The sequence below is a fragment of the Fulvimonas sp. R45 genome, from assembly GCF_030504985.1.
Lineage (GTDB): Bacteria > Pseudomonadota > Gammaproteobacteria > Xanthomonadales > Rhodanobacteraceae > Rhodanobacter_A.
Genome location: NZ_JASERU010000002.1, coordinates 98,876 through 125,868, shown reverse-complemented (window position 1 = coordinate 125,868; position 26,993 = coordinate 98,876). Strand labels below are relative to the sequence as shown.

The following is a 26,993-nucleotide window of genomic DNA, read 5'->3' as shown; positions in this document are numbered from 1 at the left end:
CGTTTGCGGGAGTAGTATAGACCTGCCTTTCGAGAGTAGTGTAAGCACCACCTCGTTGCCGATGCACACGCGCCCATGACAGTGAAACGTCTTCGCGGCTTGCTGCTGCTTCCCCTTGCGCTGCTGCTGGGCGGTTGCCACCTGGTGCTGCTCGATCCGCCCGGCGATGTGGCGCGCCAGCAGAGCGACATCATGATCGTCACCACGATCATCATCGCGCTGATCATCGTGCCGGTGATGATCGCGATCGGCGTGGTCGCGTGGCGCTACCGGGCCTCCAACAAGCAGGCCACCTACGATCCCGACTGGGACCATTCGCCGCAGCTGGAACTGGTGGTATGGGCCGCGCCGCTGCTGATCATCATCGCCGTCGGCGCGATCAGCTGGATCGGCACCCACCAGCTCGACCCCTACCGGCCGCTCGACCGGGTGGCGCCAGGCCAGCCCGTGGCGGCAGGCGTCAAGCCGCTCGAGGTCGACGTGGTGTCGTTGCGCTGGAAGTGGCTGTTCTTCTATCCACAGTACGGCATCGCCACGGTGAACCAGTTGGCGGCGCCGGTGGACGTGCCGATCCGCTTCCGGCTCACCTCGGACGAAATGATGGACTCGTTCTTCGTGCCGGCGCTGGTGGGACAGGTCTACACGATGCCCGGCATGCAGACGGTGCTGCATGCGGTCATCAACAAGCCCGGCACCTATCCCGGCTTCTCGGCCAACTACAGCGGCGTCGGCTTCACCGACATGCGCTTCAAGTTCGAGGGCATGAACCGGCAGGACTTCGACCGCTGGATCGCCAAGGCGCGCGACGCGGGCACCGGGCTCGACCTCAAGGTCTACGACCGCCTGCGCCAGCCCGAACGCGACGTGCCGGTACAGTACTTCGCCCGCTTCGAACCCGGCCTGTACACGCGCATCCTCGAACGCTGCGTCGACCCGGGCGAAACCTGCATGAGCGCGACGATGTCCGACGCCCACGCCGGAGACGCCATGCCGGGCATGCAGGGCCATGGCATGCATGCCGCCACCGGCGCCCTCGCCGACGACCGGACCCCGGTTCCCGCGCAAGCCGCGCCGGCGCACTGACCCGCTTGCGGAGATTCAAGCCATGCCCGAAGCCACGCCTCACCGCGCCCACGTCTGGGATGTCCTGTTCGGACGCCTAACGCTCGACTCCCTGCCTTTCCTGAAGCCCGACCTCGAGGGCCGCATCGTCCTCGCCACCCTGGTGGTGGTGCTGCTGCTCGGCGTGGCGATACTCGGCCTGGTCACGAAGAAGCGCCTGTGGGGCTACCTGTGGCGCGAGTGGTTCACCAGCGTGGACCACAAGAAGCTCGGCATCATGTACATGATCCTGGGCACGGTGATGCTGCTGCGCGGCTTCTCCGACGCGATCATGATGCGCGCCCAGCAGGCCTACGCCTTCGGCCCGCACATGGGCTACCTGCCGCCGGAACACTACGACCAGATCTTCACCGCGCACGGCGCGATCATGATCTTCTTCGTCGCCATGGCCTACATCGTGGGGCTGATGAACTACGTGATGCCGCTGCAGATCGGCGCGCGCGACGTGGCGTTCCCGTTCCTCAACAACCTGAGCTTCTGGTTCACCTTCTGGGGCGCGATCCTGTTCATGGTGTCGCTGTTCGTGGGCGACTTCTCGACCGCCGGCTGGCTGGGCTACCCGCCCGTGTCGGAACTGCAGCAGGGCCCCGGTGTGGACTACTACATCTGGGGCCTGCAGCTGTCCGGCGTGGGCACGCTGCTGACCGGCGTCAACTTCGTCACTACCATCCTGAAGATGCGCGCGCCCGGCATGTCGATGATGAAGATGCCGGTGTTCAGCTGGACCACGCTGTGCACCAGCGGGTTGATCATCGCGACCTTCCCCGTGCTCACCGCCACGCTGTTCCTGCTCTCGCTTGACCGCTACCTGGGCACCCACTTCTTCACCACCGGCTTCGGCGGCAACGTGATGATGTACATCAACCTGATCTGGGTGTGGGGCCACCCGGAGGTGTACATCCTGATCCTGCCGATCTTCGGCGTGTACTCGGAGATCGTGCCCACCTTCTCGGGCAAGCCGCTGTTCGGCTACTCGTCGATGGTCTACGCCACCGCCGCGATCATGATCCTGTCGTACCTGGTGTGGCTGCACCACTTCTTCACGATGGGCTCGGGCGCCGACGTCAACTCGTTCTTCTCGCTGACCACCATGATGATCTCCATCCCCACCGGGGTGAAGATCTTCAACTGGCTGTTCACCATGTACCGGGGCCGCGTGCGCTTCACCGTGCCGATGCTGTGGACGATGGGCTTCCTGTTCACCTTCACCATCGGCGGCATGACCGGCGTGATGCTGTCGGTGGCGCCGGCCGACTTCCTGCTGCACAACAGCCTGTTCCTGATCGCGCACTTCCACAACGTGATCATCGGCGGCGTGGTGTTCGGCGTGTTCGCGGCGGTCAACTACTGGTTCCCCAAGGCGTTCGGCTTCAGGCTCGACGAGTTCTGGGGCAAGGCCAGCTTCTGGTGCTGGCTGGTCGGCTTCTGGGTGGCGTTCACGCCGCTGTACATCATGGGCCTGATGGGCGTGACCCGCCGCCTCAGCCACTTCGACAACCCGGCACTGCAGCCGTACTTCATCGTCGCCGCGTTCGGCGCCCTGCTGATCGCACTGGGCATCCTCGCCTTCATCATCCAGATCGGCGTCAGCATCATGCGGCGCAAGGCCTACGCCGTGGGCGGCGATCCATGGAACGCCCGCACCCTGGAGTGGTCCACCTCCTCGCCGCCGCCAGCCTACAACTACGCGTTCGTCCCCAACGTGCACGAGCGCGACGCCTGGACGGACATGAAGAAGCACGGCTTCCGGCGCCCGCTGGAAGGCTTCCACCCGATCCACATGCCGAAGAACACCGCCGCCGGCGCGGTCATCGGCGCGCTGTCCTTCATCTGCTGCTTCGCCCTGGTCTGGTACATCTGGTGGCTGGCCGTGGCGTCGTTCGTGGGTGTCGTCGCCGCGTCCATCACGCATACCTTCAACTACCGCCGCGATTTCCACATCGGTGCGGACGAAGTACGGACGTTCGAACACACCGGCAACTGGCAGCCTGAAGCCCAGGGGGCGAACGCATGAACACCACGGCTGTCGACAACGCCGGCAACGCGCCCTCGCGCTTCCTCTGCCACGAGGAACCACCCGCTCACAACGGGACCCTGCTCGGGTTCTGGATCTACCTGATGAGCGATTGCTTCATCTTCGCCTCGCTGTTCGCCTGCTACGCGGTGCTCGGCACCAGTACCGCCGGCGGCCCCTCGGCCGCCGAGGTGCTCGACCTGCCCGGCCTGGCGGTGAACACGGCCCTGCTGCTGGTGTCGTCGGTGACCTTCGGCTTCGCCATGCTGGAAATGGCGCGGCGGAACAAGGGCGCCATGCTGGCCTGGCTGGCCGTGGCCGGCCTGCTGGCCGTGGGCTTCGTGACGCTGGAAATCCACGAGTTCGCCGGCATGATCGCCGAAGGCGCCGGCCCCGGCCGCAGCGCCTTCCTGTCCTCGTTCTTCACCCTGGTCGGCACGCACGGCCTGCACGTCAGCGTCGGCATCCTCTGGCTGGTCGTGCTGATGGTCCAGCTGGGCAAGTTCGGCCTCACCGAGGCCAACATCCGGCGCCTGCAGTGCCTGAGCATGTTCTGGCACTTCCTCGACCTGGTGTGGGTCGGTGTCTTCAGCTACGTCTATCTGGCAGGAGTGCTGCGATGAGCCATCCCACCCCACCCGGCCACGCCGCCCCGGCGGGCCACGGCGACGACGCCGTGCACCACGGCACCCTGCGCGGCTACCTGACCGGTTTCGTGCTGGCGGCGATCCTGACCATCATCCCGTTCTGGCTGGTGATGGGGCACGTGCTGGACAACCGCTGGCTGACCATCTCCATCGTGCTGGCCCTGGCCGTGGTGCAGATCCTGGTGCACATCATCTACTTCCTGCACCTCGACGCGCACTCGGAGGGCGGCTGGAACCTGATGGCCTTCATCTTCACCGTGGTGCTGGTGGTGATTGTGCTGGGCGCGTCGATCTGGGTGATGTACAACGAGAACGCGAACATGATGCCCATGCCGATGCAGCACCCGTACCAGTCGAAGTGACAGCCCGGGCAGCTGCGTTTTTCACGAAAAAGCCGGCGTTGGCCGGCTTTTTCGTTTCCCGCAACAGGGTGCGCTACCGGCCTACTCCACCGTCACCGACTTGGCCAGGTTGCGCGGCTGGTCCACGTCGGTGCCGCGCAGCACGGCCACGTGGTAGGCCAGCAGCTGCAGCGGCACGGTGAACACCGCCGGGGCGATGAATTCGCCGCCGGCATCGATGCGCAGCACGCGGCCGCGGGCCGGGTTGCCGTCCATCGGCGCGGCGCGGTCGGCGAACACGATCAGCTCGCCGCCGCGGGCGCGCACTTCCTGCAGGTTGGACTTCAGCTTGTCCAGCAGCGGGCCGTTCGGCGCCACCGCCACCACCGGCATGTCCTCGTCCACCAGCGCCAGCGGGCCGTGCTTCAGCTCGCCGGCCGGGTAGGCCTCGGCGTGGATGTAGGAGATTTCCTTGAGCTTGAGCGAGCCTTCCAGCGCCACCGGGAACTGCGCGCCGCGGCCCAGGAACAGCGCGTGATGGCGCGGGATGAAATGCTCGGCCAGTTCCACGATCTCCGGTTCCAGCGCCAGCGCCTGCTCGATCATGCGCGGCAGGGTCTGCAGCTGGCCGCACAGTTCGAGGTAGCGGCTCTCGTCCAGGCCGCGCGGCTTCGCCAGTCCCAGCGCCAGCAAGGCCAACGCCGCGAGCTGGGTGGTGAAGGCCTTGGTCGAGGCCACGCCGATCTCGGGGCCGGCACGGGTCATCAGCTTGAGGTCGGCCTCGCGCACCACCGAGGATTCCGGCACGTTGCAGATCGCCAGCGTGCCCAGGTAACCGCGACGACGCGACTCGCGCATCGCCGCCAGCGTGTCGGCGGTTTCGCCGGACTGCGAGATGGCCACGAACAGCGTGCCGTCCGGCACCACCGCCTCGCGGTAGCGGTATTCGCTGGCCACTTCCACGCTGACCGGCAGGCGCGCGTAGTCCTCGATCCAGTACTTCGCCACCATGCCGGCGTGGTAGCTGGTGCCGCAGGCGATGATGTGCAGGCCGCGCACCTTCGCCAGCAGCTCGTCGCCGCCCACGCCGAACACGTTGGGCAGCACGCCGTGCGGGCCGAGCCGCGATTCCAGCGTGTCGGCCACCGCGCGCGGCTGCTCGAAGATCTCCTTCTGCATGTAGTGGCGGTACTCGCCGCGCTCCACCGCGTCGGCGGACAGCTCGCTCTCGTGCAGCGCGCGCTCCACCGGCGCACCGTCCAGGCCGTACACGCGCACGCCGTCGCGGGTGATCTCGACGACGTCGTCCTCGTCGAGGTAGATCATCTTGTTGGTGACCTGGATCAGCGCCTGCGCGTCCGAGCCCAGGAAGTGCTCGCCGATGCCCACGCCCACCAGCAGCGGCGCGCCGCGGCGCGCGCCGACCACGCGCTCGGGCGCGTCGCAGTCGATCACCGCGATGGCGTAGGCGCCTTCCAGCCCGCGCACCACGGCCAGCACCGCCTCGCGCAGCGGCAGGCCCGCGGCCAGGCGCTCGTCGACCAGCGCCGCGATCACCTCGGTGTCGGTCTCGGAACCGAACACGTGGCCGCGCGCTTCCAGTTCCTCGCGCAGGCTGGCGTAGTTCTCGATGATGCCGTTGTGCACGATGGCGACGCGGCCGGCCACGTGCGGGTGCGCATTGGCCTCGTTCGGCACGCCGTGGGTGGCCCAGCGCGTATGCGCGATGCCGGTGCCGCCGGGGAACGGGTCGGCCAGATACTGCGATTCCATCTCGCGTACCTTGCCCTTGGCGCGCACGCGGCGGATCTGCCCGTCCTCCAGCACGGCCAGGCCGGCCGAATCGTAACCGCGGTATTCCAGCGCCTTCAGGCCCGCGATCAGCAGGGGGGCGACGTCGCGCTGGGCGACGGCGGCGACGATTCCACACATGGCTGCAACTCCTTGGATGAGGTCCGTGCCGGCAGGCGGCCAGGCGGCGACTTTGCCGCGCGGCCATTTCAGCCGGCTTTCAACAGGGCGATCCGCTCAGTGCACCTTGCGACGCAGGTAGTTGAGCAGGTCGATGCGGGTGATCAGGCCCATGAACTGCTCGCCGTCCATCACGATGGCCACGTGGCCGCGCTCGAACACCGGCAGCAGCGACTCGATCGGCGAGCGCACGTCGAGCATGCGCAGGTCCGAGATCATCGCCACCGAGACCGGATCGCGGAAGCGTGCCTCGTCGGCGTGCACGTGCATCAGCACGTCGGATTCGTCGAGGATGCCGACGATGCGCGCGCCGTCCATCACCGGCAGCTGCGACACGTCGTACAGCTTCATGCGCGTGTAGGCGGTCATCAGCAGCTCATTGGGGCCGACCACGATGGTGTCGCGCCGCGCGAACGGGCGCAGCAGCAGGTCGCGCAGGTCGCCGTGCTGCTCGCGCTCGATGAAGCCGTTGTCCAGCATCCAGTAGTCGTTGTACAGCTTCGACAGGTACTTGTTACCGGTATCGCATACCAGGGTCACCACGCGCTTCGGCGCGGGCTGCTCGCGGCAGTACTTCAGCGTCGCCGCCAGCAGCGTGCCGGTGGACGAGCCGCCCAGCACGCCTTCCTTCGCCAGCAGCTCGCGGGCGGCGAGGAAGCTTTCCTTGTCGGAGATGGCGTAGGCCTTCTTCACGCGCGAGAAGTCGCTGATGCTGGGCAGGAAGTCCTCGCCGATGCCCTCCACCATCCAGCTCGCCGACTTGGTGGAGAGCGTGCCCTCGTTGATGTACTGCGCCAGGATCGAACCCACCGGGTCGGCCAGCACGATCTCGGTCTGCGGCGAATGCTCGGCGAAGAACCGCGACAGCCCGGTCAGGGTGCCGGACGAACCGCAGCCCACCACCACCGCGTCGACCCGGCCGTCCATCTGCTCCAGGATCTCGGGCCCGGTGGTCTCGTAGTGCGCGCGGGGGTTGTCGGGGTTGCCGAACTGGTTGATGAAGTAGGCGCCGGGCGTCTCGCGGGCGATGCGCTCGGCCATGTCCTGGTAGTACTCGGGGTGGCCCTTGGCCACGTCGGAGCGGGTCAGCACCACCTCGGCGCCCATCGCCTTGAGGTTGAAGATCTTCTCCCGGCTCATCTTGTCCGGCACCACCAGGATCAGGCGGTAGCCCTTGGCCTGCGCCACCAGCGCCAGGCCCAGGCCGGTGTTGCCGGCGGTGCCCTCGACCAGGGTGGCGCCGGGCTGGATCCGGCCGGCCTTTTCCGCGCCCTCGATCATCGACAGGCCGATGCGGTCCTTGATCGAGCCGCCGGGGTTGGCGCTCTCCAGCTTGAGGAACAGCTCGCAGCGTCCCGCGTCCAGGCGCTGGGCGCGCACCATCGGGGTATTGCCGATCAGTTCGAGGACGCTTGCGTTGACGGTCATGGACGCTCCGTGGGCCGGTGGCGCGGAGCGGCGCGCCGCCCTGCGGGAACGCGCATGATACCCCGGCAGGTAGGGCCCCCAGACGACGCGACCCCGGTTTCCGTGGCCGGAAACCGGGGTCGCGGTGCGGGCGTTGGGTTTCAGTTCACCCGGTGCGCCCGGTCGTTCCACATGCGCTGCAATCGTTCCTTGGCCAGCAGCTTCTCTTTCTTCATGCCCACCAGGGTGACATCGTCGATGGGAAGCACGCCGATCTCGGCGTCGTGGACCTTGCTGTCGAGTTCCTTGTGGTGCTGGTAGAGCCGGCGGAACTCCGCATCGGCCTTCATCAATGCCTCGACATCGTCACGCTGCTGGCTTTCAAACATGATCCGACCTCCTCGCGATGGGACGGCGGGCGCCTGACCGGTGCGCCCCGGAACCACATGAACCGCGCGCACGGCCACGCACCGCGGGGTCCTGGCGGACCGCAGTGACGACATGGAAGAACGGCTGGGCGCATGATTCGGGTCAGTAGACCCATGCGGCGCGAATGCCCCATGGGACTTCGACCCTACTCCCCGTCCGCACCCTGCGCAAGCGCCCCGCGGCAACCCGCGAGGGCATGCGATTCGAGGTAAAAATCCCGTAAAAACGGACACTTGCATACACGGCCAAGCACGCGTCCGGTGCTGGCCTGGCGGTGCGCCGCAGAGCGCGCGCCGCCGCGGAGCGTGGACGGCGCGCAGACCCCGCTCAAGGCTTGCCGTGCTTCTTGCCGCCGGTGTGCTGGCCGGCGCTGTCCGACGATGCCGGCGCGGACGTATCGTCCTGCTGCAGCTGCGAGCGCATCGCGCGCGCCGCCTCGGCGGCCAGCGCGGCCTCGTGCTTGGCGGCCCGCGCCACCCGGCTCTGGGCGGCGGCCAGCCGGCGCGCCCGGTCCGCCTCGGCCTTGGCGGCCTCGGCCTGGCTGGCGGCCTCTGCGCCCTGCTGCTGCAGGCGGGCAGCCTCTTCCTGGGCGATCTGGTACTGCATGCGCTGGAACTCCAGCTCCCGCCGCGCCGCGTCGGCGTCGATCTGGCTGCGCTGCAGCAGCAGCTGGTCGTGCTCGCGCGCCAGCTGGGCCAGGCGCGCGCGGGCGTCCTCCAGCTGCGCCGCGGCCCGCGCCTGGTCCACGCGGCGCTCGGCCACGTACAGCGCGTGCGGCCGCTCGCGCGAACTGGCGTCGGCCAGCCGCGCCACGGCGTTGCGGGCCAGCGCCTGCTCGGCCTGGGCATACACGCCCAGGGTGGGATCGCTGGACAGCTGGTCGAGGCTGTGGCTCAGCCGCACGATGTCCATGTCGTCCTTGCGCGCCTGCACCGCGCCGACGGCGCCCAGCGCCAGCAGCACGGCGGCGAGAAGACGGATGTGGCGTTTCATGGCTGGCCCCCCTGGGTCGACGCGCCGGAGGCGGGCGTGCCGCGGTTGTCGGGCACGGTCTGGAAGCCGCCGTCCTGCGGCGCGGAGAGCACCGACGACGACGGTGCCGGCATGTCCTGCTGGATCGGCGCCTGCGCGGGCAGCGCAGGCGCGACCGAGGCCGGTTGCGCGGGTGCGGCGGCGCTGCCGCCCTCCGCCGGGGCGGCCGCCGCGGCCTGCTGCTGCGCCAGCTGCGCGCGCTGCTGCGCCTCGTGCTGGGCGTTCTCGGCCCTGGCTTCCTCGTTCTGCGCGCGCAGTGCGCCGTTCGCCTGCACCTTCTGCTGGATCTGCGCCCGCGCGGCGCCGAGCAGCGCCTTGGTGCGCGCCAGCGAGGCGTCGGCCATCGACTCTTCCGCCAGGTTCGCGGCGTCGGCGTACTTGCGGTTGGACATCGCCGCCTGCGCCTGCTGGAACTTGTCCTGGGCGAAGCCGAAGTCGACCGGGTCGTAGTCGGCCGCGCCCGCCTCGCGGGCGGACTGGATCTGCGCCTGCGCCTGGTTCATGGAGGCGTCGGGCGGCGGCACGCTGGCGCAACCGGCCAGGGCCAGCACCAGGGCCAGCGTCGTAAGCGTTCCCGCCGCCCGGACGGGCCGGCGGCATCCGGCCCCGGGCAACGGGGGAAATCTGTGGGCCATCACTCAGTCCTCGGGACGTGTCGCGGCATATTGTGGGCAGGCATAATCGCCGATTGCAACGCGCGCCGGAGCGCGCATCCGACAGGGGTCACAGGTGGATATCGGTTATTTCCTCAAGCTGATGGTAGACAAGGGCGCGTCGGACATGTTCCTGTCCACCGGCGCCCCGGTGAACATCAAGGTCGAGGGCAAGCTCTACCCGCTGGGCAACACCGGCCTGCCCGGCGGCATGGTGAAGAAGATCGCCTACTCGCTGATGGACGAGGGCCAGGTGCCGCAGTTCGAGCGCGACCTGGAGCTGAACATGGCGCTGGCGGTGAAGGAAGCCGGCCGTTTCCGCATCAACGTGTTCAAGCAGCGCGGCGAAGTGGGCATGGTGATCCGCGCGATCAAGAGCGAGATCCCCTCGATCGACCAGCTGCAGCTGCCGTCGATCTTCCGCGACCTGATCATGGAGCCGCGCGGACTGATCCTGGTGGTGGGCGCCACCGGCTCGGGCAAGTCCACCACGCTGGCGGCGATGCTCGACCACCGCAATTCCAACTCCTCCGGCCACATCCTCACCATCGAGGACCCGATCGAGTACCTGCACCGGCACAAGAAGTCGATCGTCAACCAGCGCGAGGTGGGGCTGGACACGCACAGTTACCACGAGGCGCTGAAGAACGCGATGCGCGAAGCGCCGGACGTGATCATGATCGGCGAGATCCGCGACACCGACACGATGGAGGCGGCGATCGCCTTCTCCGAGACCGGCCACCTGTGCCTGGCCACGCTGCATTCCAACAACGCCGACCAGACGCTGGAGCGCATCCTCAACTTCTTCCCCGAGTCGGCGCACAAGAACGTGCTGATGAACCTGGCGCTGAACCTCAAGGCGGTGATCAGCCAGCGCCTGGTGATCGGCAAGGACGGCCGCCGCCTGCCGGCGGTGGAGGTGCTGCTCAACACGCCGTTCATCCGCGACATGATCCGCCGCGGGCAGATCCACGAGGTGAAGGAGGCGATGGACCGCAGCCTGCAGGACGGCATGCAGACCTTCGACCAGTCGCTGTACCGCCTCTACAAGGCCGGCCGCATCGAGCTGGAGGAAGCGCTGAGCAAGGCCGACTCGCGCGACGGACTGGCGCTGAAGGTGCGCCTGGCCGAGGGCGGCAGCGAGGCCGGCGCGGGGGCGGAGCTGAGCAACGACCCGTACGGGATGGGGTTCTGAGGCTGGCGCCTGGCGGGGTGCGGGGCTGATGCCTCGTGCCTCGCTGCCGCTCAGAACCTGTTCAAAATCTCCCCGTAGCTCGCGTTGCCTTGCCCTGGCTGCCAGGTGGGAGTGCGTGGCGCAGTGCCTGCCTGGCTGGCAGGTCAAGCCGCGCGCTGCCGCCTGGCGGCCAGGGCAAGGCAACCCTTCGGGCCGGGTCTGTTTGCCCGCATCCTCGCGTCATCGCTCAGTCGTGGACGGACGTCCACTCCTTCACTCTTCCTTGGTCTGCGCGCAAACAGCTCCCGGCGCGGGCCACGGGGAGACTTTGAACAGGCTCTCAGATAACTCGCTGACACGCGTGACTCGCACCGTTTCGCTGGAGAGGGCGGGGAGGGACCGCTGCAAACTGCGGCTCTCCGCTTGCTCCAACGTCGCCGACCGCCTGCTCCAACGCAGCGTGCCGCTCCACGCTGGCCTCGCACTTCATCCCCTTCACCGTCATTCCAGCGGCTCTCAACGGCCGAAGGCCGGTCAAGCTGGAATCAGTGAAGTACTCGTGCGTAGCACGCAAAATCCCTCCCCCCGGATCCACCGCTAGCGCGGCGCGTCGGGCTGAGCCTCCGGCGCGGCGGCGCGGAACGCCTCCAGTGCGTTGCACGCCTCGTGGATGCGCCGGATCGTGGGGTAGTCCTCCAGCGGCACGCCCCAGCGCAGGGCGTTGTAGCACTGCGGCACCAGGCAGGCGTCGGCCAGGCCCGGCGCGTCGCCGTGGCAATGGCGACCGGTGGCGGGATCGCGCGACAGCAGGGTTTCCAGCGCGGCGAAGCCGGTGGCGATCCAGTGCCTCGACCAGGCGGCCTTGTCGCCCTCTTCCGCCTCGAACTGCGCGCCCAGCCGCTGCAGCACGCGCAGGTTGCCGATCGGGTGGATGTCGCAGGCCACCGCCTGCGCCAGCGCGCGCACGCGGGCGCGGCCGGCGGCGTCGCCGGGCAGCAGCGGCGGGCCGGGGCGGGTCTCGTCCAGGTATTCGATGATCGCCAGCGACTGGGTCAGCACGCGCTCGCCGTCGCACAGGCAGGGCACCAGCTGCTGCGGGTTCAGCGCGGCATAGCCCGGCGCATGCTGCTCGCCGCCGTCGCGCACCAGGTGCACCGGGCGGTTCTCCCACGCCAGGCCCTTCAGGTTCAGCGCGATGCGCACGCGATAGGCGGCGCTGGAGCGCCAGTAGCCGTACAGCACGAGGCCGGAGGTCATGCGTCGCTCCCGGACGATGGAAAGCCTGCAGTGTAATTTGCATCGCCTTAGGGCGGGCGGGACAATGCGCGATTCCTGCCGCCGCTGCGGCCCAATCACCGGAGCCCCGACGTGACCGTCCTGCGCATGAGCGATATCGACCTCCACGGCAAGCGCGTGCTGATCCGCGAGGACCTGAACGTGCCGATCGACGAGCACGGCCGGATCACCTCCACCCAGCGCCTCGACGCCGCCCTGCCCACCATCGCCGCCGCCCGCGACGCCGGCGCGAAGGTGATGGTGCTGTCGCACCTGGGCCGCCCCAAGGAAGGCCAGTTCGACGAGGCGTCCTCGCTGGCGCCGGTGGCCGCCTGGCTCGGCGACAGGCTGGGCACGCCGGTGCGGCTGCTGCGCGACTACCTCGACGGCGTGGACGTCGCCGCCGGCGAGGTGGTGGTGCTGGAGAACTGCCGCATGAACGTGGGCGAGGGCAAGGACGACGAGTCGCTGTCGAAGAAGTACGCCGCGCTGTGCGACGTGTTCGTGATGGATGCCTTCGGCACCGCGCACCGCGCCCAGGCCTCCACCCACGGCGTGATCCGCCACGCGCCGGTCGCCGTGGCCGGCCCGCTGCTGTCGGCCGAGCTGGACGCGCTGGGCAAGGCGCTGGAACAGCCCGCGCATCCGCTGCTGGCGATCGTGGCCGGCTCCAAGGTCTCCACCAAGCTCACCCTGCTGGAGAACCTGATCGGCAAGGTGGACCAGTTGATCGTGGGCGGCGGCATCGCCAACACCTTCATCGCCGCGCTGGGCTACCCGGTCGGCAACTCGCTGGTCGAACCGGACCTGGTCGACGCCGCGAAGAAGGTGCTCGCCGACGCCAAGCGCCGCGGCGCCGACGTGCCGCTGCCGGTCGATGTGGTGGTGGCGCCGGCGTTCTCCGCCAACGCGCCGGCCACGGTGAAGCCGGTGGACGCGGTGCTGGACGGCGAGATGATCCTCGACATCGGCCCCGAGACCGCCGCGTGCTACGCCGCGCTGATCGCCAAGGCCGGCACCGTGGTATGGAACGGCCCGGTCGGCGTGTTCGAGTTCGACGCCTTCGGCAAGGGCACCGAGACGCTGGCGCGCGCCATCGCCGCCTCGCCTGCGTTCTCCATCGCCGGCGGCGGCGATACTTTGGCTGCTGTGGACAAGTACGGCATCGAGAAGGACGTCTCCTACATCTCCACCGGCGGCGGCGCCTTCCTGGAATTCCTGGAAGGCAAGGAACTGCCCGCGGTGGCGGCGCTGAAGGCACGGGCGAACGGCTGACCACGCCGTGCTCTGCCTGTTCGACCTCGACGGCACGCTGATCGATTCCGAACCGGGCATCACCGCCTGCGTCCGCCACGCGCTGGCGAAGCTGGACGTGCCCGCGCCCGACGACTTGCGCCCGTGGATCGGCCCGCCGCTGCGCCACAGCTTCGCACCGCTGCTCGACCACGACGCCGCACGGATCGAGGCCGCGGTGGCGTACTACCACGAGCGCTTTTCCACCCTGGGCTGGCGCGAGCACGCGGTCTATCCCGGCGTGGCCGCGCTGGTCGACCGCCTGCGCGCCGCCGGGCACCGGCTGGCCGTGGTCACCAGCAAGCCGGTACGGCATGCCGCGCCCATCCTCGAGTCGCTGCCGTTCGGCGCCGGCTTCGAGAAGCTCTACGGTCCCGCGCCGGACAGCGCGCACAGCGAGAAGGCCGGCATGATCGCCGCGGCGCTGGCCGATTTCGGCGTGGCGCCGGCCGACGCCGCCATGATCGGCGACCGCCGCTTCGACATCGAGGGCGCGCTGGCCAACGGCGTCGCCGGCATTGGCGTGCTGTGGGGCTTCGGCAGCCGCGAGGAATTGTGCCAGGCCGGCGCCCGCGCCCTCGCCGCCCATCCGGACCAGCTCGACGCCCTGCTGTCGGCGGCCTGAGAGCCTGTTCCCGATACCCTGGCGCCCCGTGCTTGCCGCGCGCCCGCGCACGGCGCATCGTGGCCGTGCGCGCGGCCGTCATCGCCTGCCGGGACGGATGACGCCCTCCGCGCAACCTGCTATAAGGTAATTATGTATTACAAATAAGGCCGGGCGGCCGGGGCCGCCGGGCGGGACAAGGAGAAAGGCATGGTAAAGCCCGTCACCGTGCGCAACCTGCACGGCCAGGTGGTCCACGAGCTGGGCCGCCTGATCGTCGGCGGCGAGATCGCCCCCGGCCAGAACCTGCCGCGCGAGGAGCTGCTGGCCGAGCGCATGAACGTGAGTCGCACCGCGCTGCGCGAGGCGATGAAGGTGCTGTCGGCCAAGGGCCTGATCGAGTCGCGCCAGAAGACCGGCACCCGCGTGCGCGACACCGTGCACTGGAACCAGCTCGACGCCGACGTGCTGGCCTGGCGCTGCGCCTCCATGCCGACCGAGGACTTCGTCGAGAAGCTGGTGGAGATGCGCGAGATCATCGAGCCTGCCGCCGCGGCCGCTGCGGCGCGGCGGCGCAGCCCGGAACAGCTGGCGCGGGTGGATACCGCCTACGAGGCGATGGCCGCCGCCGCCAGCCTGGACGACTGGACCACGGCCGACCTGGCCTTCCACGAGGCGGTGCTGCACGCCACCCAGAACGAGCTGATGATCTCGCTGTTCTCGGTGATCGAGACCGCGCTGGGCACCTACTTCGTGCTGTCCGCGCGCACCGCGGGCGACTTCAAGTACTCGCTGCCGCACCACAAGAAGGTGCTCGATGCGATCCGCCGCCGCCAGCCGGAAGTGGCGCGCCAGGCGATGACCAGGATGGTGATCGATTCGCGCAGCAACATCCGCCGCCGCGGGAAATCCTGAGCCTGCGCATGAGTGGCCTGATCGGACTCGACTGGGGCACCAGCAGCCTGCGCGCCTACCGCTTCGACGGCACGGGCCGCATCGCGGAGGCGCGCGCGCGACCGTGGGGCATCCGCCAGTTGCCGGAGGGCGGCTACGACGCCGCGCTGGCCGACGTCACCGCCGGCTGGCCGGCGCTGCCGCGGCTGGCCTGCGGCATGGTCGGCAGCCGCGGCGGCTGGCACGAGGTGCCCTACCTCGACCTGCCCGCCGACGCGACGCGCCTAGGCCAGGCGCTCGCCCGCCTGCGCGCCGCCGACGGGATGGACGTCCACCTGGTGCCCGGCCTGCGCGACCCGCTCGGGCCGGACGTGATGCGCGGCGAGGAAACCCAGCTGGCCGGCGCGCTGGCGCTGCGACCCGCGCTGGCGGCGGCGTCCTGCTTCATCCTGCCCGGCACGCACAGCAAGTGGGCGATGGTGCGGGACGGCGCGGTGACCGGCTTCCGCACGCTGATGACCGGCGAGCTGTACGCGGTGCTGCAGCGCCATTCGATCCTCGGCGGCCACGTGCCGGCGGCCGACGACGAGGCCTTCGCCCGCGGCGTCGCCACCGCCCGCGACAGCGGCGCGGCCGGCGCGCTGAGCCGGCTGTTCTCCGCCCGCGCGCTGATGCTGGACGGCGCGCTGGCGCCCGCATCCGTGCCCGACTACCTTTCCGGCCTGCTGATCGGCGAGGAATTCCGCGCCGCGCTGGCCGACGGCCTCGCCCGCCGCGACGCGCCGCTGCAGCTGGTCGGCGACGACGCGCTGTGCGCGCGCTACCGCCGCACCGCCGCGCTGTTCGACATCGAGTTGCCGCCACCGCTGCAGGACGCCGCCGCCCACGGCCTGTGGCGGCTGGCCGTGCAGGCCGGCCTGGCCGTCCCTGCTTCCGAGGAAACCCGCGCATGCTGACTCCCTGGCTCACCCCGCTGCCGCTGATGGCGATCCTGCGCGGCCTGCGCCCCGACGAGGCGGTGGCCACCGGCCGCGCCATCGCCGGGGCCGGCTTCCGCATGCTGGAGGTGCCGCTCAATTCGCCGCAGCCGATCGACAGCATCGCCCTGCTCGCCGATGCGCTGGGTGCGGAGACGCTGGTCGGCGCGGGCACGGTGATGACGCCGGCCGACGTGGACGCGGTGGCCGCCGCGGGTGGACGGCTGATCGTGATGCCCCACGCCGACGTCGCGGTGATCCGCGCCGCCAAGTCGGCCGGCCTGCTTTGCGTGCCCGGCGTGGCCACGCCCACCGAAGCCTTCGCCGCGCTGGCCGCCGGCGCCGACGCGTTGAAACTGTTCCCCGCCGAGCAGTCCGCGCCGGCCGTGCTCAAGGCCTGGCGCGCGGTGCTGCCGCGCGACGTGCCGGTGCTTCCGGTGGGCGGCATCGCGCCCGACAGCATGGCGCCCTGGGTCGCCGCGGGCGCCGCCGGCTTCGGCATCGGCTCGGCGCTGTACGCCCCGAGCCGCCCGCTCGACGACACGATTCAACGCGCCCGCGCCTTCGCGCAGGCATGGCACGCCCTGGAAAAGCACGCCCCGGAAAAGCACGCATGAAGATCACCGCGATCACCACCTTCCTCGTCCCGCCGCGCTGGCTGTTCGTGCGCATCGACACCGACACCGGCCCCAGCGGCTGGGGCGAGCCGGTGGTCGAGGGCCGCGCGCACACCGTGGCCGCTGCGGTGGAGGAACTGGCCACCTACCTGGTCGGCAAGGACCCGCGCCACATCGAGGACCACTGGAGCGTGCTCTACCGCGGCGGCTTCTACCGCGGCGGCCCGGTGCTGATGAGCGCCATCGCCGGCATCGACCAGGCGCTGTGGGACATCAAGGGCAAGGACCTCGGCAAGCCGGTGCACGAGCTGCTCGGCGGTCCGGTGCGCGAGCGCATCCGCGTGTACTCGTGGATCGGCGGCGACCGCCCCGCCGACACCGCGCGCGCCGCGAAGGAGGCGGTGGCGCGCGGCTTCACCGCAGTGAAGATGAACGCCACCGAGGAGATGCAGTACGTCGACACCCACGCCAAGGTCGGACGCGTGCTGGAGAACGTGCAGGCGATCCGCGACGCGGTGGGTCCGGACATCGGCATCGGCCTGGACTTCCACGGCCGCGTGCACAAGCCGATGGCCAAGGTGCTGATGCGCGAGCTGGCGCCGTTCAAGCTGATGTTCATCGAGGAGCCGGTGCTGTCCGAGCACCTGGAGGCGATCCCGGAACTGGCCGCGATCTCGCCCGCGCCGATCGCGTTGGGCGAGCGGCTGTACTCGCGCTACGACTTCAAGCGCGTGTTCGCCACCGGCGGCGTGGACATCATCCAGCCCGACCCTTCGCACGCCGGCGGCATCACCGAGACGCGCAAGATCGCCGCGATGGCCGAGGCCTACGACGTGGCGCTGGCGCTGCACTGCCCGCTGGGCCCGATCGCGCTGGCCGCCAACCTGCAGCTGGACGCGGTGTGCCACAACGCCTTCATCCAGGAGCAGAGCCTGGGCATCCACTACAACGCCGCCAACGACCTGCTCGACTACGTGACCGACCGCAGCGTGTTCGCCTACGCCGACGGCTACGTGGCGATGCCGAAGGGCCCCGGCCTCGGCGTCGAGGTGAACGAGGCCTACGTGGCCGAGCGCGCCAGGATCGGCCACCAGTGGCACAACCCGGTGTGGCGCCACGACGACGGCAGCGTGGCGGAGTGGTAAGCGCGATGGCTTCCGCGTACGCGACCTATCCCAGCCTGCAGGGCCGCGCCGTGCTGGTCAGCGGCGGCGCCACCGGCATTGGCGCCGCCTTCGTCGAGCACTTCGCGCGGCAGGGCGCCAGGGTGGCCTTCCTGGACGTGGACGAGGCGGGTGCGCAGGCGCTGCTCGCCGGCCTGGACGGCGTGGCGCACGCGCCGTGCTTCCTGCGCTGCGACGTCACCGACCTCGACATGCTGCGACGCTCCATCGACGCCGCGCGCGAACATATCGGCCCGATCCAGGTGCTGGTCAACAACGCCGCCAACGACGTTCGCCACGCGCTGGCCGACGTCGACGCCGCGGCGTTCGAACGCAACGTGGCGGTGAACCTGCGCCACCAGGTGTTCGCCACCCGCGCGGTGGTGCCGGACATGCAGCGGCTCGGCGGCGGCTCGGTCATCTGCCTCGGCTCCACCGGCTGGATGAAGAAGAACGCCGGCTATCCGCTGTACGCGATGGCCAAGGCCGCGGTGCATGGCTTCGTCAACGGCATGGCGCGCGAGCTGGGGCGGCAGAACATCCGTATCAACGCGCTGGTGCCCGGCTGGGTCATCACTGAAAAGCAGCGCGCGCTGTGGCTGGACGCCGAAGGCGAGGCCGAGATCGCGCGCGTGCAGTGCATGCCCGGCTACCTGATGGCGGACGACCTGGCGCGCATGGCGCTGTTCCTCGCCGCCGACGACAGCCGTATGTGCACCGGCCAGCCCTTTATCGTCGACGGTGGCTGGGTGTGAGCACGGCAGGTGCGGCGATGCAGGCGGTGCTCGAGGCACGCAACACGCTGGGCGAAGGCATCGTCTGGTGCGACCGCGCGCAGGCACTGTACTGGACCGACATCCATGCCGCCACGCTGTGGCGCCACACGCCATCCAATGGCGAGACGCGGCAGTGGTCCCTGCCCGAGCGGCTGGCCTCGTTCGCGCTGTGCGAGGCGGACGGCTGGCTGCTGCTGGCGCTGGCATCAAAGCTGGCGTTCTTCCGCCTCGACGACGGCGCGCTGCACACCATTCGCGAGGTGGAGCCCGGGCTGCCCACGCGCTGCAACGACGGCGCCTGCGACCGCCAGGGCCGCTTCGTCTTCGGCACCCTGCACGAACCCGTCGACGGCGGCCAGAAACGCCCGATCGGCGGCTTCTGGCGGCTGCACGCCGACCTCTCGCTCGAGCGCCTGCCGCTGGAAGGCGTGGCGATCAGCAACAGCCTCGCCTTCAGTCCCGACGGCGGCACGATGTACTACTGCGACTCGCTGACGCGCACCATCCGCTGCTGCGGCTACGGCGACGCGCCCGGTCCCTCGCGCCTGTTCGCCGACCTGCGCGACACCGTGGGCGAGCCGGACGGCTCCTGCGTCGACACCGACGGCGGCCTGTGGAACGCGCAATGGGGCCTGGGCCGCGTGGTGCGCTACCGCGCCGACGGCCGCATGGATCGCATCCTGCCGCTTCCGTCCTCGCAGCCTACCCGGCCTGCCTTTGGCGGCGCCGCGCTCGACACGCTCTACGTCACCAGCGCCCGCGACGGGCTCGACGCTGCCACACTGGCGCGCGAGCCACTGGCCGGCGCGCTGTTCGCCGCATGCGTCGATGTACGCGGCCTGCCGGAGCCACGTTTTGCCGGCGTACCGCCCGCGGGCGGCACGCCGTGAACGTCGTCGAAAGATGACGCATGATCGAAAGCCGTTCGCGTTGAGCGAAGCGGAACGCAGTTCTGCGAAGTCGAAACACCGCTGCCTCCCGGACTCTGGACCCTTCGACTTCGCGCCTTCGGCGCTACGCCCAGGGCAAACGAATCCGGAAGAGCTTCCAGCTGAAGTCGCATGCCATTCCACGGGGAGAGACTCATGAGCGCCACCACCGCACCACCCGCGATCACGCACGGCAAGGCCACCGCCGTGTTCACCTGCCTCCTCGCCGCGCTGGCGGGGCTGATGTTCGGTCTGGACGTCGGCGTCATTTCCGGGGCGCAGCAGTTCCTGCAGAAGGATTTCGGCATCGGCGACGACACCCTGGGCTGGATCGTCAGCGTGATGATGATGGGCGCCGCCGTGGGCGCGTTGGCGGCCGGCTGGCTGTCCAGCCAGCTGGGCCGCAAGCGCACGCTGATCCTCGGCGCGGTGCTGTTCGTGGCCGGCTCGGTGCTGTGCGGCTGCGCCTGGACGCCCGGGGTGCTGATCGTGGGCCGCATCGTGCTCGGCCTGGCGATCGGCATCGCCAGCTTCACCGCGCCGCTGTACCTGGCCGAGATCGCGCCGGAATCGATTCGCGGCGCGATGATCTCGCTGTACCAGCTGATGATCACCATCGGCATCCTGGTCGCCTTCCTCTCCGACACCGCCTTCAGCTACTCGGGCAACTGGCGCTGGATGCTGGGCGTGATCGCGATCCCCGGCGCGCTGTTCTTGTTCGGCGTGGCCTTCCTGCCGGAAAGCCCGCGCTGGCTGATGATGAAGAGCCGCCACACCGAGGCCGAGCAGGTGCTGCAGAAGCTGGTCGGCGACCGCGATGCGGTGGCCCGCGAGATCGGCGAGATCCGCGAGCAGCTGAAGACGCCGCAGCGCGGCTGGCACATGTTCCTGCAGAACCGCAACTTCCGCCGCTCGGTGGGGCTGGGCATCCTGCTGCAGGTGATGCAGCAGCTCACCGGCATGAACGTGGTGATGTACTACGCGCCGCGCATCTTCCAGGACATGGGCTACGCCACCGCCGCGCAGATGTGGTTCACCGCGGTGGTGGGGCTGGTCAACGTGCTGGCCACCTTCATCGCGATCGGCCTGGTCGACAAGCTGGGCCGCAAGCCGATCCTCTACATCGGCTTCGTGGTGATGACGATCGGCCTCGGCGTGGTCGGCACGATGATGCACCTGGGCATCCACGACCACGGCCAGCAGATCTTCACCGTGGGCATGCTGCTGGTCTTCATCGTCGGCTTCGCGATGTCGGCCGGCCCGCTGATCTGGACGCTGTGCTCGGAGATCCAGCCGCTGAAGGGACGCGACTTCGGCATCGGCTGTTCCACCTTCACCAACTGGGTGGCGAACAGCCTGGTGGGCTATTCCTTCCTGCCGCTGCTCAACGGCATCGGCCAGGCGCAGACGTTCTGGCTCTACGCCGCCTTCAACGCGGTGTTCATCGTGTTCACCTTCTGGCTGGTGCCGGAGACCAAGGGCGTCACGCTGGAGCAGATCGAGCGCAAGCTGATGGCCGGCGAACCGCTGCGGCGGATCGGGCGCTGAGCATGGGCGCGTACCGGCCCCCGGCAACACCAGTCCGCGGCAGGGGCCGGGACGCATGCTGCACTTGACCCATGGACGGCTGCGTGCGCGCATCCTTCCCGAGGCGGGCGGTGCGCTCACGGGCTTCGACTACCGCAAGGGCGCCGACCGGGTACCGTTGATGCGACCTTTCGAGCCGTCGGCGACATTCCGCGGCAAGGAACCCGATCCCAACCAGCTGGCATGCTACCCGTTGCTGCCATGGAGCAACCGCATCGCCCATGGCGGCTTCGTCGTGGACGGGCGTCGCGTCACGCTGGAGGCGAACCGCGACGACGATCCCTATCCCATCCACGGCAGCGGCTGGCAGCGTGCCTGGCAGGTGCTTTCGTGCAATGGGCGCGAGGCGCGGCTCGTACTGGACGAGCGAGCGAAGGATGCCTACGCCTACCGGGCCAACCTGCACTACCTGCTGCATGCGGATGCCCTCGAGGTCATGCTGGAGGTGACCAACACGGGAGAGCACACACTGCCCTTCGGCCTCGGCCTGCACCCGTTCTTTCCCCGCCACCGCGATACGACACTGCGCGCGCCGGCGGCGCGGGTCTGGCTCAACGACGGCCGCTCGCCCTTGCCGGTGGAATGCGTGGACGTGCCCCCCGCATGGAACTTCGACAACGCCAGGCCCCTGCCCGACGGGCTCAACCATGGCTTCCATGCGTGGAGCGGCGACGCCGTGATCGGATGGCCGGCACACGGCCTGCGCCTGCAGGTGGCGGCCGATGTCGACGCGTTCGTGCTCTACACGCCGGCCGGCGAGGATTTCTTCTGCTTCGAACCGGTGGACCATGCCATCAATGCGGTGCACCTTCCCGGCGGGGCCGCCGCCAACGGCATGACCCTGCTCGCGCCACGATCCGGACTGGCGCGTCGCTTTGCGTTTCGCGTGCTCGACGAGGCGGCGCACCCGCTTCCCGGCACATGACATGGCAGGCCGCCGCACACGCGGACGCGCCGATCCGACGGATGTTTGCCCATGCAACCCAGGCTCCAGCACAAGACGGCCCTGATCACCGGCGCAGGCAGCGGCATCGGCAGCGCGATCGCCGAACTGTTCGCGCGACACGGCGCCGACCTCGCGCTGCTGGACCTCGAACCCGATGCGGTCGAACGGCTCGCCGGGCGGCTGCAGGCCAGTACCGGCCAGCGCTGCCTCCCCCTGCAGGCCGACGTGACCGATGCAGCAATGGTCAACGCCCGCTTCGCGCGCGCCATCGATGCGTTGGGGCGCCTCGACATACTGGTCAATTGCGCGGGCATCAACGTATTCCGCGACCCGCTGGAACTGCAGGCCGGCGACTGGGAGCGCTGCCTGGACGTCAACCTGCGCGGCGCATGGCATTGCATCAGCGCCGCGCTGCCCTCGATGCTCGCCGCCGGCTACGGCCACGTGGTGAACATCGCCTCCGTGCACGGCCACAAGATTATCCCGGGGAGCTTCCCCTATCCCGTCGCCAAGCACGGCCTGATCGGGCTCACCCGCTCGCTCGGCATCGAGTATGCCGGTCGCGGCATCCGCGTGAACTCGATTTCGCCCGGGCTGATCCTCACCCCGGCGGCCGAACGCTACTTCGACAGCTGCGCCGATCCCGCGGCCGAACGCCTGCGCCAGGCCGAGCTGCTGCCGTGCAAGCGCATCGGCGAGCCGTCCGAAGTCGCCTATGCCGCGCTGTTCCTGGCCAGCGACGAGGCGCGCTTCATCAATGCCACCGACCTGCTGATCGACGGCGGGCGCAGCCAGCTCTACCACGCCTGAGCCCGGCACCCCGCATGCGGGAAGCCCGTGCCGGCAACGCAACCGGGATCAGCCGCCGCCGAGGCGCCTCTCCAGTTCTTCCAGCGAGACGCCAGCGGTCTCCGGCACCTTGCGCAGGATGAAGACGAAACCCGCCGCGCAAATCGCGCCGTAGAACCAGAAGCTTCCCGCCGGGCCCAGATGCGCGTTGAGCCAGGGAAAGCTGTAGGTGAGCACGAAGCACGCGCCCCACAGGGCGAACACGCCCAGCGCCACCGCCTGCGCGCGGATATGCTCGGGAAAGATTTCCGACAGCAGCACCCAGGTCACCGGCGCCAGGGTCGTCGCGTAGACCGCGATGGCCGCCAGCACCAGCAGCAGCACCGGCAGGCCGAGCACGTGCAGTGCATAGGCGGCGCCGATGAGCAGGTAGATCACGGCGAGCGCGCCCGCCCCCAGCAGCATCAGCCGGCGCCGGCCCCAGCTGTCGACCAGCCGCAAGGCGACCAGGGTGAAGACCAGGTTCACCGAGCCGGTGGCCACGATCGATTTCAGCGAATCGTCGATGTCGAAGCCGGCGGACGCGAAGATGTCCTGCGCGTAGTTGAAGATCACGTTGATGCCGCACCATTGCTGGAACACCGCCAGCACGACGCCGATCACCACCACCGCGCGCACGTTCCTCGCCAGCAGCGCGCGCAGCGACGCCCCGCGGGCCGGGCCGGCCTGGTTGCGGTGGATCGCGGCGAGCACCTCTTGCGCATAGGCGGCGCCGCCGATGCGTTCCAGCACGCGCCGCGCCTCCGCCGCCCGGCCCTCCCGGTAAAGCCAGCGCGGCGATTCGGGTATCGCCAGGGCCAGCAGCAGGAACAAGGCCGCCGGCACGCCTTCGCAGTAGAACATCAGGCGCCAGCCGCTTTGCACGTTCCAGCTGTGCAGCATCGCCTGGGCGCCCAGGCCGGCGGGCACCGGCCGGGCGATCCACAGGTTGACCAGTTGCGCCAGCAAGACGCCGACCACGATCGTCAGCTGGTTGATCGCCACGAACAGGCCCCGGCTTTGCGCTGGGCTGACCTCGGCGATATAGAGCGGCGAGAGCCCGGAAGCGAGCCCAATGCCGACACCCCCGACGATACGGAACACCGCGAACGACGTCACGCCGGTGGCCAACCCCGTTCCTGCCGCGCAGGCTACGAAAAGCACCGCCGCGAGCACCAGCGGGGGACGCCGCCCGAATCGGTCGGCCAGTTGGCCTGCGGCCATCGCACCGCCGATGCAGCCGATCAGGGCCGAGCTCATCAGCCAGCCCGACATCGCCGGATCGTGGATCGAGAAATACGCTTCGTAGAACAGCTTGGCGCCACCGATCACGACCCAGTCATAACCGAACAGCAAGCCTCCCAATGCCGCCACCAGGCAGATCAGCCAGAGGTACAGCGGGCTGGTTGCATGGGCCCTGGCTTCGGCGTGCGCATTCATTGACGTCGTTCTCCCGCGACAGCCCGGCATGGCTGCGGACCCACCGACCCCGGGCGCGACGGCAGGGCCAGTGCCCACGTGCTGCGTCGCAGCGTGAGCGACCAGTAAAAATATTATTATATGGCTTGAGCAATGCGATCAAGCGGATCGGGCACCGACGACGCCTCCCGCGTGACATGGGGAAAGCCACCGATGAAGCAGGCGAACGCGTACCTGGCAACCATCATGCTGGCGCTCGTCGCCGGGCTGGGCGGCAATGTGCCCGCCCTCGCCGCCGCGACGCAGGCCGCCCCCATCCGTTACGACGCCGCCCGGCGGGTCTTCCGCATCGACGCCGGCAAGGTCACCTACGCATTCGGCGTCAATGCCGATGGCGAGCTCCAGACACTGTACTGGGGCAGCCGGCTGATGGCGGGCGATCCGCTTCCCGTGGCCGTGCCGCCGGCACCGCGCTCCTCCTTCGATCCGGTCGGCGCCGATACCCCACAGGAATACGCCGGCTGGGGCGGCCCGATCACCGTGATGCCGGACCTGAAGGTGCACTTCGCCGACGGCAATCGCGACCTGGTACTGCGCTACGACAGCTATCGGATCGACGATGGCAAGCTGCAGGTCATGCTGCACGACCGCCGGGCCGGCATCGACGTGATGCTCAACTATTCGGTCGATGCGGCCACCGGCATCATCGGTCGCTCGGCGCGCATCGAGAACCATGCATCCCAGGCCGTCACGCTCGACCGCGCCGCCTCCGCCAGCTGGAACCTGCCGCCAGCCACGGACTACTCCTTGCGCTACCTCACCGGCACGTGGGCCAGCGAATGGCATGTGCGCACGCGGCCGCTGACGCCCGGGGCGACCGAACTGGAAAGCCGCCGCGGCTCGACCGGCGACGAAAACAACCCCTGGTTCGCGATCGAACGGGGTGCCCAATGGAATGAATCGCACGGCCGCGTGTGGTTCGGCGCGCTGGCCTGGAGCGGTTCCTGGAGCATCCATGTCGACCAGGACGTGCTGAACCAGGTGCGGGTCACCGGCGGCTACGATCCGTTCGACTTCTCCTACCGGCTGGAACCCGGGCAAGGCCTGGACACTCCCGTGTTCTACGCCGGCTACACCGACGACGGCATCGGCGAAGCCTCGCGCCTCATGCACCAGTTCGAGCGCGACCGCATCCTGCCCGCACACGGGCACCCGAAGCTGCGGCCCGTGCTCTACAACTCGTGGGAGGCGACCGGGTTCAAGGTCAATGAAGCCGAACAGGAGCGCCTGGCCGGGAAGGCCGCGGCACTCGGCGTGGAACGCTTCGTGGTCGACGACGGCTGGTTCGGCGCCCGCAACAGCGACCATGCCGGGCTGGGCGACTGGACGGTCAATCGCGAGAAATTCCCGCACGGCCTGAAGCCGCTGATCGACAAGGTGCATGCGCTGGGCATGAGTTTCGGCCTGTGGGTGGAACCCGAGATGGTCAACCCCGACAGCGACCTGTATCGCCGGCATCCCGACTGGGTACTCAACTTCAAGGGCCGCCCGCGCAGCCTGGGCCGCAACCAGCTGGTGCTGAACCTGGCCCGCGACGACGTCAGCCAGTACGTGTTCCAGGTGCTCGACGAGTTGCTCAGCCGCAACGACATCCAGTTCCTGAAGTGGGACTACAACCGCAACTGGTCCGAGCCGGGCTGGCCGCAACAGGCGCCGGACCGGCAGCAGCAGGTCTACGTCACTTACGTGCGGCACCTGTACGACATCATCCGCCGGCTGCGCGAACGCCATCCGGGCCTGGAGATCGAATCATGTTCCGGCGGTGGCGCGCGCGTCGACCTCGGCATCATGGGCCTGACCGACGAAGTCTGGCCCTCGGACAATACCGATCCTTCCGACCGGCTGTCGATCCAGGACGGCTTCACCTATGCCTACGCCCCTGCCGTGATGATGGCCTGGGTCACCGGGTCGCCCAACTGGGTCAACGGCCGCAGCAGCTCGCTCGACTTCCGCTTCCTGTCCGCGATGCAGGGCGGCCTCGGCATCGGCGCGGATATCCTCAAATGGACGCCGGCGGAAGACGCCGTGGCGCGGCGCTACATCGCCGCCTACAAGGACATCCGCGCCACGGTGCAACTCGGCCGGCTGTACCGGCTGCTGTCGCCGCAGGGGCACGCGCCGCGCTCGGCCACCGAGTCGGTGGCCATCGACGGCCGGCAGGCGGTGCTGTTCGCATTCCTGCGCCAGGGCCAGGATGCACAGGCCTACCCCACGCTTTACCTGCAGGGCCTGGACGAAACCGCGCGCTATCGCTACCGCCTCATTCATGGCAAGGCCGCAGCCGGCACCCCCGCGGTCGCCAGCGGCGCGTACTGGATGCATCACGGCATCGATCTGGAATTGCGCAACGACATGGATGCCGCCGCGGCGGTGTTCGAGCGGATCGGCACGGCGGGCAACGTCCGCCGCTGACCACGACGCCGGGCACGGGTCGGCGACGATGCGCCGCGTCCCGCGCTTGCCGGATCCAGGGCTCCATGACGATCCCGGCCCCGAGCCGCCCGGGCATTTCGAAACGGCAGCCACCACCGACCGGCCTCGAAAGACCGCCGCAGGGTCAGGTTGCCGCCACTGGCAACGCCAATGTCCCGACCGCCTGCGCACCTTGCGCCGCACCGGCTGCAGCGCGCTTCCGCCTCGCGCTTCCCGGGGAGCGCGGGCGGAAGCGCCCATGCTGCGATGCAACTTGCAGCGACACTCTCGAATAGTATCATCATTAAATACGACAATATGATTAAAGCCATATTGGACTCGTGCAGACCATCGGTACAGATCGCTTCAAGGCAAGGCATCGCCCATGCCCATGATGGACGAGCAGTTGAACGGCATGGTCAG

At 69.2% G+C, this 26,993-nt stretch carries 24 protein-coding genes; 17 read left to right on the top strand and 7 right to left on the bottom strand.

Features of this window, described 5'->3' with window-relative positions; all coding sequences use genetic code 11:
* Positions 1 to 75: 75 nt before the first annotated feature.
* From cyoA to cyoD, 4 genes are read left to right on the top strand one after another with little or no spacing between them, the layout of a single operon-like run.
* Positions 76 to 1,083: a ubiquinol oxidase subunit II gene (cyoA, locus tag QMK61_RS02160; RefSeq protein WP_302070108.1), complete on the top strand. Its 1,008-nt coding sequence runs from the start codon at positions 76 to 78 to the stop codon at positions 1,081 to 1,083.
* A 22-nt stretch (positions 1,084 to 1,105) separates the two neighbouring features.
* Entirely contained in the window at positions 1,106 to 3,136 is a 2,031-nt protein-coding gene (gene cyoB / locus QMK61_RS02155) for a cytochrome o ubiquinol oxidase subunit I (protein ID WP_302070106.1), read from the top strand.
* Complete coding sequence (gene cyoC / locus QMK61_RS02150; protein ID WP_302070105.1) at positions 3,133 to 3,759, top strand: cytochrome o ubiquinol oxidase subunit III; 627 nt, start codon at positions 3,133 to 3,135, stop codon at positions 3,757 to 3,759. Before cyoB ends, cyoC begins: the two co-directional genes overlap by 4 nt.
* Complete coding sequence (cyoD, locus tag QMK61_RS02145; RefSeq protein ID WP_302070102.1) at positions 3,756 to 4,145, top strand: cytochrome o ubiquinol oxidase subunit IV; 390 nt, start codon at positions 3,756 to 3,758, stop codon at positions 4,143 to 4,145. Before cyoC ends, cyoD begins: the two co-directional genes overlap by 4 nt.
* Before the next feature lie 81 nt (positions 4,146 to 4,226).
* Here cyoD and glmS read toward each other — a convergent pair whose 3' ends face one another.
* The 5 genes from glmS to QMK61_RS02120 all read right to left on the bottom strand — a co-directional run bounded on the left by glmS (position 4,227) and on the right by QMK61_RS02120 (position 9,514).
* On the bottom strand, positions 4,227 to 6,056 hold the full coding sequence (glmS, locus tag QMK61_RS02140) for a glutamine--fructose-6-phosphate transaminase (isomerizing) (RefSeq protein WP_302070101.1): 1,830 nt from the start codon (positions 6,054 to 6,056) through the stop codon (positions 4,227 to 4,229).
* A 96-nt stretch (positions 6,057 to 6,152) separates the two neighbouring features.
* Positions 6,153 to 7,523, bottom strand: coding sequence for a pyridoxal-phosphate dependent enzyme (locus QMK61_RS02135; protein WP_302070100.1), 1,371 nt, complete (start codon positions 7,521 to 7,523; stop codon positions 6,153 to 6,155).
* A gap of 140 nt (positions 7,524 to 7,663) precedes the next feature.
* The gene (locus QMK61_RS02130; protein ID WP_302070099.1) at positions 7,664 to 7,891 is read right to left on the bottom strand and encodes a YdcH family protein; all 228 of its coding nucleotides are present in this window, start codon (positions 7,889 to 7,891) and stop codon (positions 7,664 to 7,666) included.
* A gap of 367 nt (positions 7,892 to 8,258) precedes the next feature.
* Positions 8,259 to 8,924 carry a hypothetical protein gene (locus QMK61_RS02125; protein WP_302070098.1) on the bottom strand — a complete coding sequence of 222 codons (666 nt, stop codon included), beginning with the start codon at positions 8,922 to 8,924 and terminating at the stop codon, positions 8,259 to 8,261.
* Positions 8,921 to 9,514: a DUF4398 domain-containing protein gene (locus QMK61_RS02120; RefSeq protein ID WP_302070097.1), complete on the bottom strand. Its 594-nt coding sequence runs from the start codon at positions 9,512 to 9,514 to the stop codon at positions 8,921 to 8,923. Before QMK61_RS02120 ends, QMK61_RS02125 begins: the two co-directional genes overlap by 4 nt.
* 178 nt (positions 9,515 to 9,692) lie before the next feature.
* Between QMK61_RS02120 and QMK61_RS02115 the strand changes: the two genes are divergently transcribed.
* Positions 9,693 to 10,811, top strand: coding sequence for a PilT/PilU family type 4a pilus ATPase (locus QMK61_RS02115; protein WP_302070095.1), 1,119 nt, complete (start codon positions 9,693 to 9,695; stop codon positions 10,809 to 10,811).
* 576 nt (positions 10,812 to 11,387) lie between these two features.
* On the opposite strand, the gene maiA is transcribed toward QMK61_RS02115, so the two are convergent.
* Complete coding sequence (gene maiA, locus QMK61_RS02110; protein ID WP_302070094.1) at positions 11,388 to 12,047, bottom strand: maleylacetoacetate isomerase; 660 nt, start codon at positions 12,045 to 12,047, stop codon at positions 11,388 to 11,390.
* Positions 12,048 to 12,158: 111 nt separating this feature from the next.
* Between maiA and QMK61_RS02105 the strand changes: the two genes are divergently transcribed.
* From QMK61_RS02105 to QMK61_RS02055, 11 genes are all read left to right on the top strand, one after another.
* A complete protein-coding gene (locus tag QMK61_RS02105) occupies positions 12,159 to 13,340 on the top strand; it encodes a phosphoglycerate kinase (protein ID WP_302070093.1) in 1,182 nt (393 codons plus the stop codon).
* Positions 13,341 to 13,347: 7 nt separating this feature from the next.
* Positions 13,348 to 13,983 (top strand): HAD hydrolase-like protein, encoded by a 636-nt coding sequence (locus QMK61_RS02100; protein ID WP_302070092.1) that lies wholly within the window; start codon positions 13,348 to 13,350, stop codon positions 13,981 to 13,983.
* A gap of 189 nt (positions 13,984 to 14,172) precedes the next feature.
* On the top strand, positions 14,173 to 14,877 hold the full coding sequence (locus tag QMK61_RS02095; RefSeq protein WP_302070091.1) for a FadR/GntR family transcriptional regulator: 705 nt from the start codon (positions 14,173 to 14,175) through the stop codon (positions 14,875 to 14,877).
* Between the two features lie 8 nt (positions 14,878 to 14,885).
* Positions 14,886 to 15,812 (top strand): 2-dehydro-3-deoxygalactonokinase, encoded by a 927-nt coding sequence (locus QMK61_RS02090; protein ID WP_302070089.1) that lies wholly within the window; start codon positions 14,886 to 14,888, stop codon positions 15,810 to 15,812.
* Positions 15,806 to 16,450, top strand: a complete 645-nt coding sequence (locus QMK61_RS02085; protein ID WP_302070088.1) for a 2-dehydro-3-deoxy-6-phosphogalactonate aldolase — start codon at positions 15,806 to 15,808, stop codon at positions 16,448 to 16,450. The genes QMK61_RS02090 and QMK61_RS02085 overlap by 7 nt, the downstream gene beginning before the upstream one ends.
* Positions 16,447 to 17,595 carry a galactonate dehydratase gene (dgoD, locus tag QMK61_RS02080; RefSeq protein ID WP_302070087.1) on the top strand — a complete coding sequence of 383 codons (1,149 nt, stop codon included), beginning with the start codon at positions 16,447 to 16,449 and terminating at the stop codon, positions 17,593 to 17,595. The genes QMK61_RS02085 and dgoD overlap by 4 nt, the downstream gene beginning before the upstream one ends.
* A gap of 5 nt (positions 17,596 to 17,600) precedes the next feature.
* Positions 17,601 to 18,368 carry an SDR family oxidoreductase gene (locus QMK61_RS02075; protein ID WP_302070086.1) on the top strand — a complete coding sequence of 256 codons (768 nt, stop codon included), beginning with the start codon at positions 17,601 to 17,603 and terminating at the stop codon, positions 18,366 to 18,368.
* A complete protein-coding gene (locus QMK61_RS02070) occupies positions 18,365 to 19,279 on the top strand; it encodes an SMP-30/gluconolactonase/LRE family protein (protein ID WP_302070084.1) in 915 nt (304 codons plus the stop codon). The genes QMK61_RS02075 and QMK61_RS02070 overlap by 4 nt, the downstream gene beginning before the upstream one ends.
* 195 nt (positions 19,280 to 19,474) lie before the next feature.
* Complete coding sequence (locus QMK61_RS02065; RefSeq protein ID WP_302070083.1) at positions 19,475 to 20,866, top strand: sugar porter family MFS transporter; 1,392 nt, start codon at positions 19,475 to 19,477, stop codon at positions 20,864 to 20,866.
* Between the two features lie 55 nt (positions 20,867 to 20,921).
* Positions 20,922 to 21,830 carry an aldose 1-epimerase gene (locus QMK61_RS02060; RefSeq protein WP_302070082.1) on the top strand — a complete coding sequence of 303 codons (909 nt, stop codon included), beginning with the start codon at positions 20,922 to 20,924 and terminating at the stop codon, positions 21,828 to 21,830.
* A 51-nt stretch (positions 21,831 to 21,881) separates the two neighbouring features.
* Positions 21,882 to 22,661, top strand: a complete 780-nt coding sequence (locus QMK61_RS02055; protein WP_302070080.1) for an SDR family oxidoreductase — start codon at positions 21,882 to 21,884, stop codon at positions 22,659 to 22,661.
* Between the two features lie 48 nt (positions 22,662 to 22,709).
* Here QMK61_RS02055 and QMK61_RS02050 read toward each other — a convergent pair whose 3' ends face one another.
* Positions 22,710 to 24,119, bottom strand: a complete 1,410-nt coding sequence (locus tag QMK61_RS02050; RefSeq protein ID WP_302070078.1) for a sugar porter family MFS transporter — start codon at positions 24,117 to 24,119, stop codon at positions 22,710 to 22,712.
* 192 nt (positions 24,120 to 24,311) lie between these two features.
* Here QMK61_RS02050 and QMK61_RS02045 point away from each other — a divergent pair, with 192 nt between their 5' ends.
* Positions 24,312 to 26,570 carry an alpha-galactosidase gene (locus QMK61_RS02045; RefSeq protein ID WP_302070075.1) on the top strand — a complete coding sequence of 753 codons (2,259 nt, stop codon included), beginning with the start codon at positions 24,312 to 24,314 and terminating at the stop codon, positions 26,568 to 26,570.
* Positions 26,571 to 26,993 lie beyond the last annotated feature (423 nt).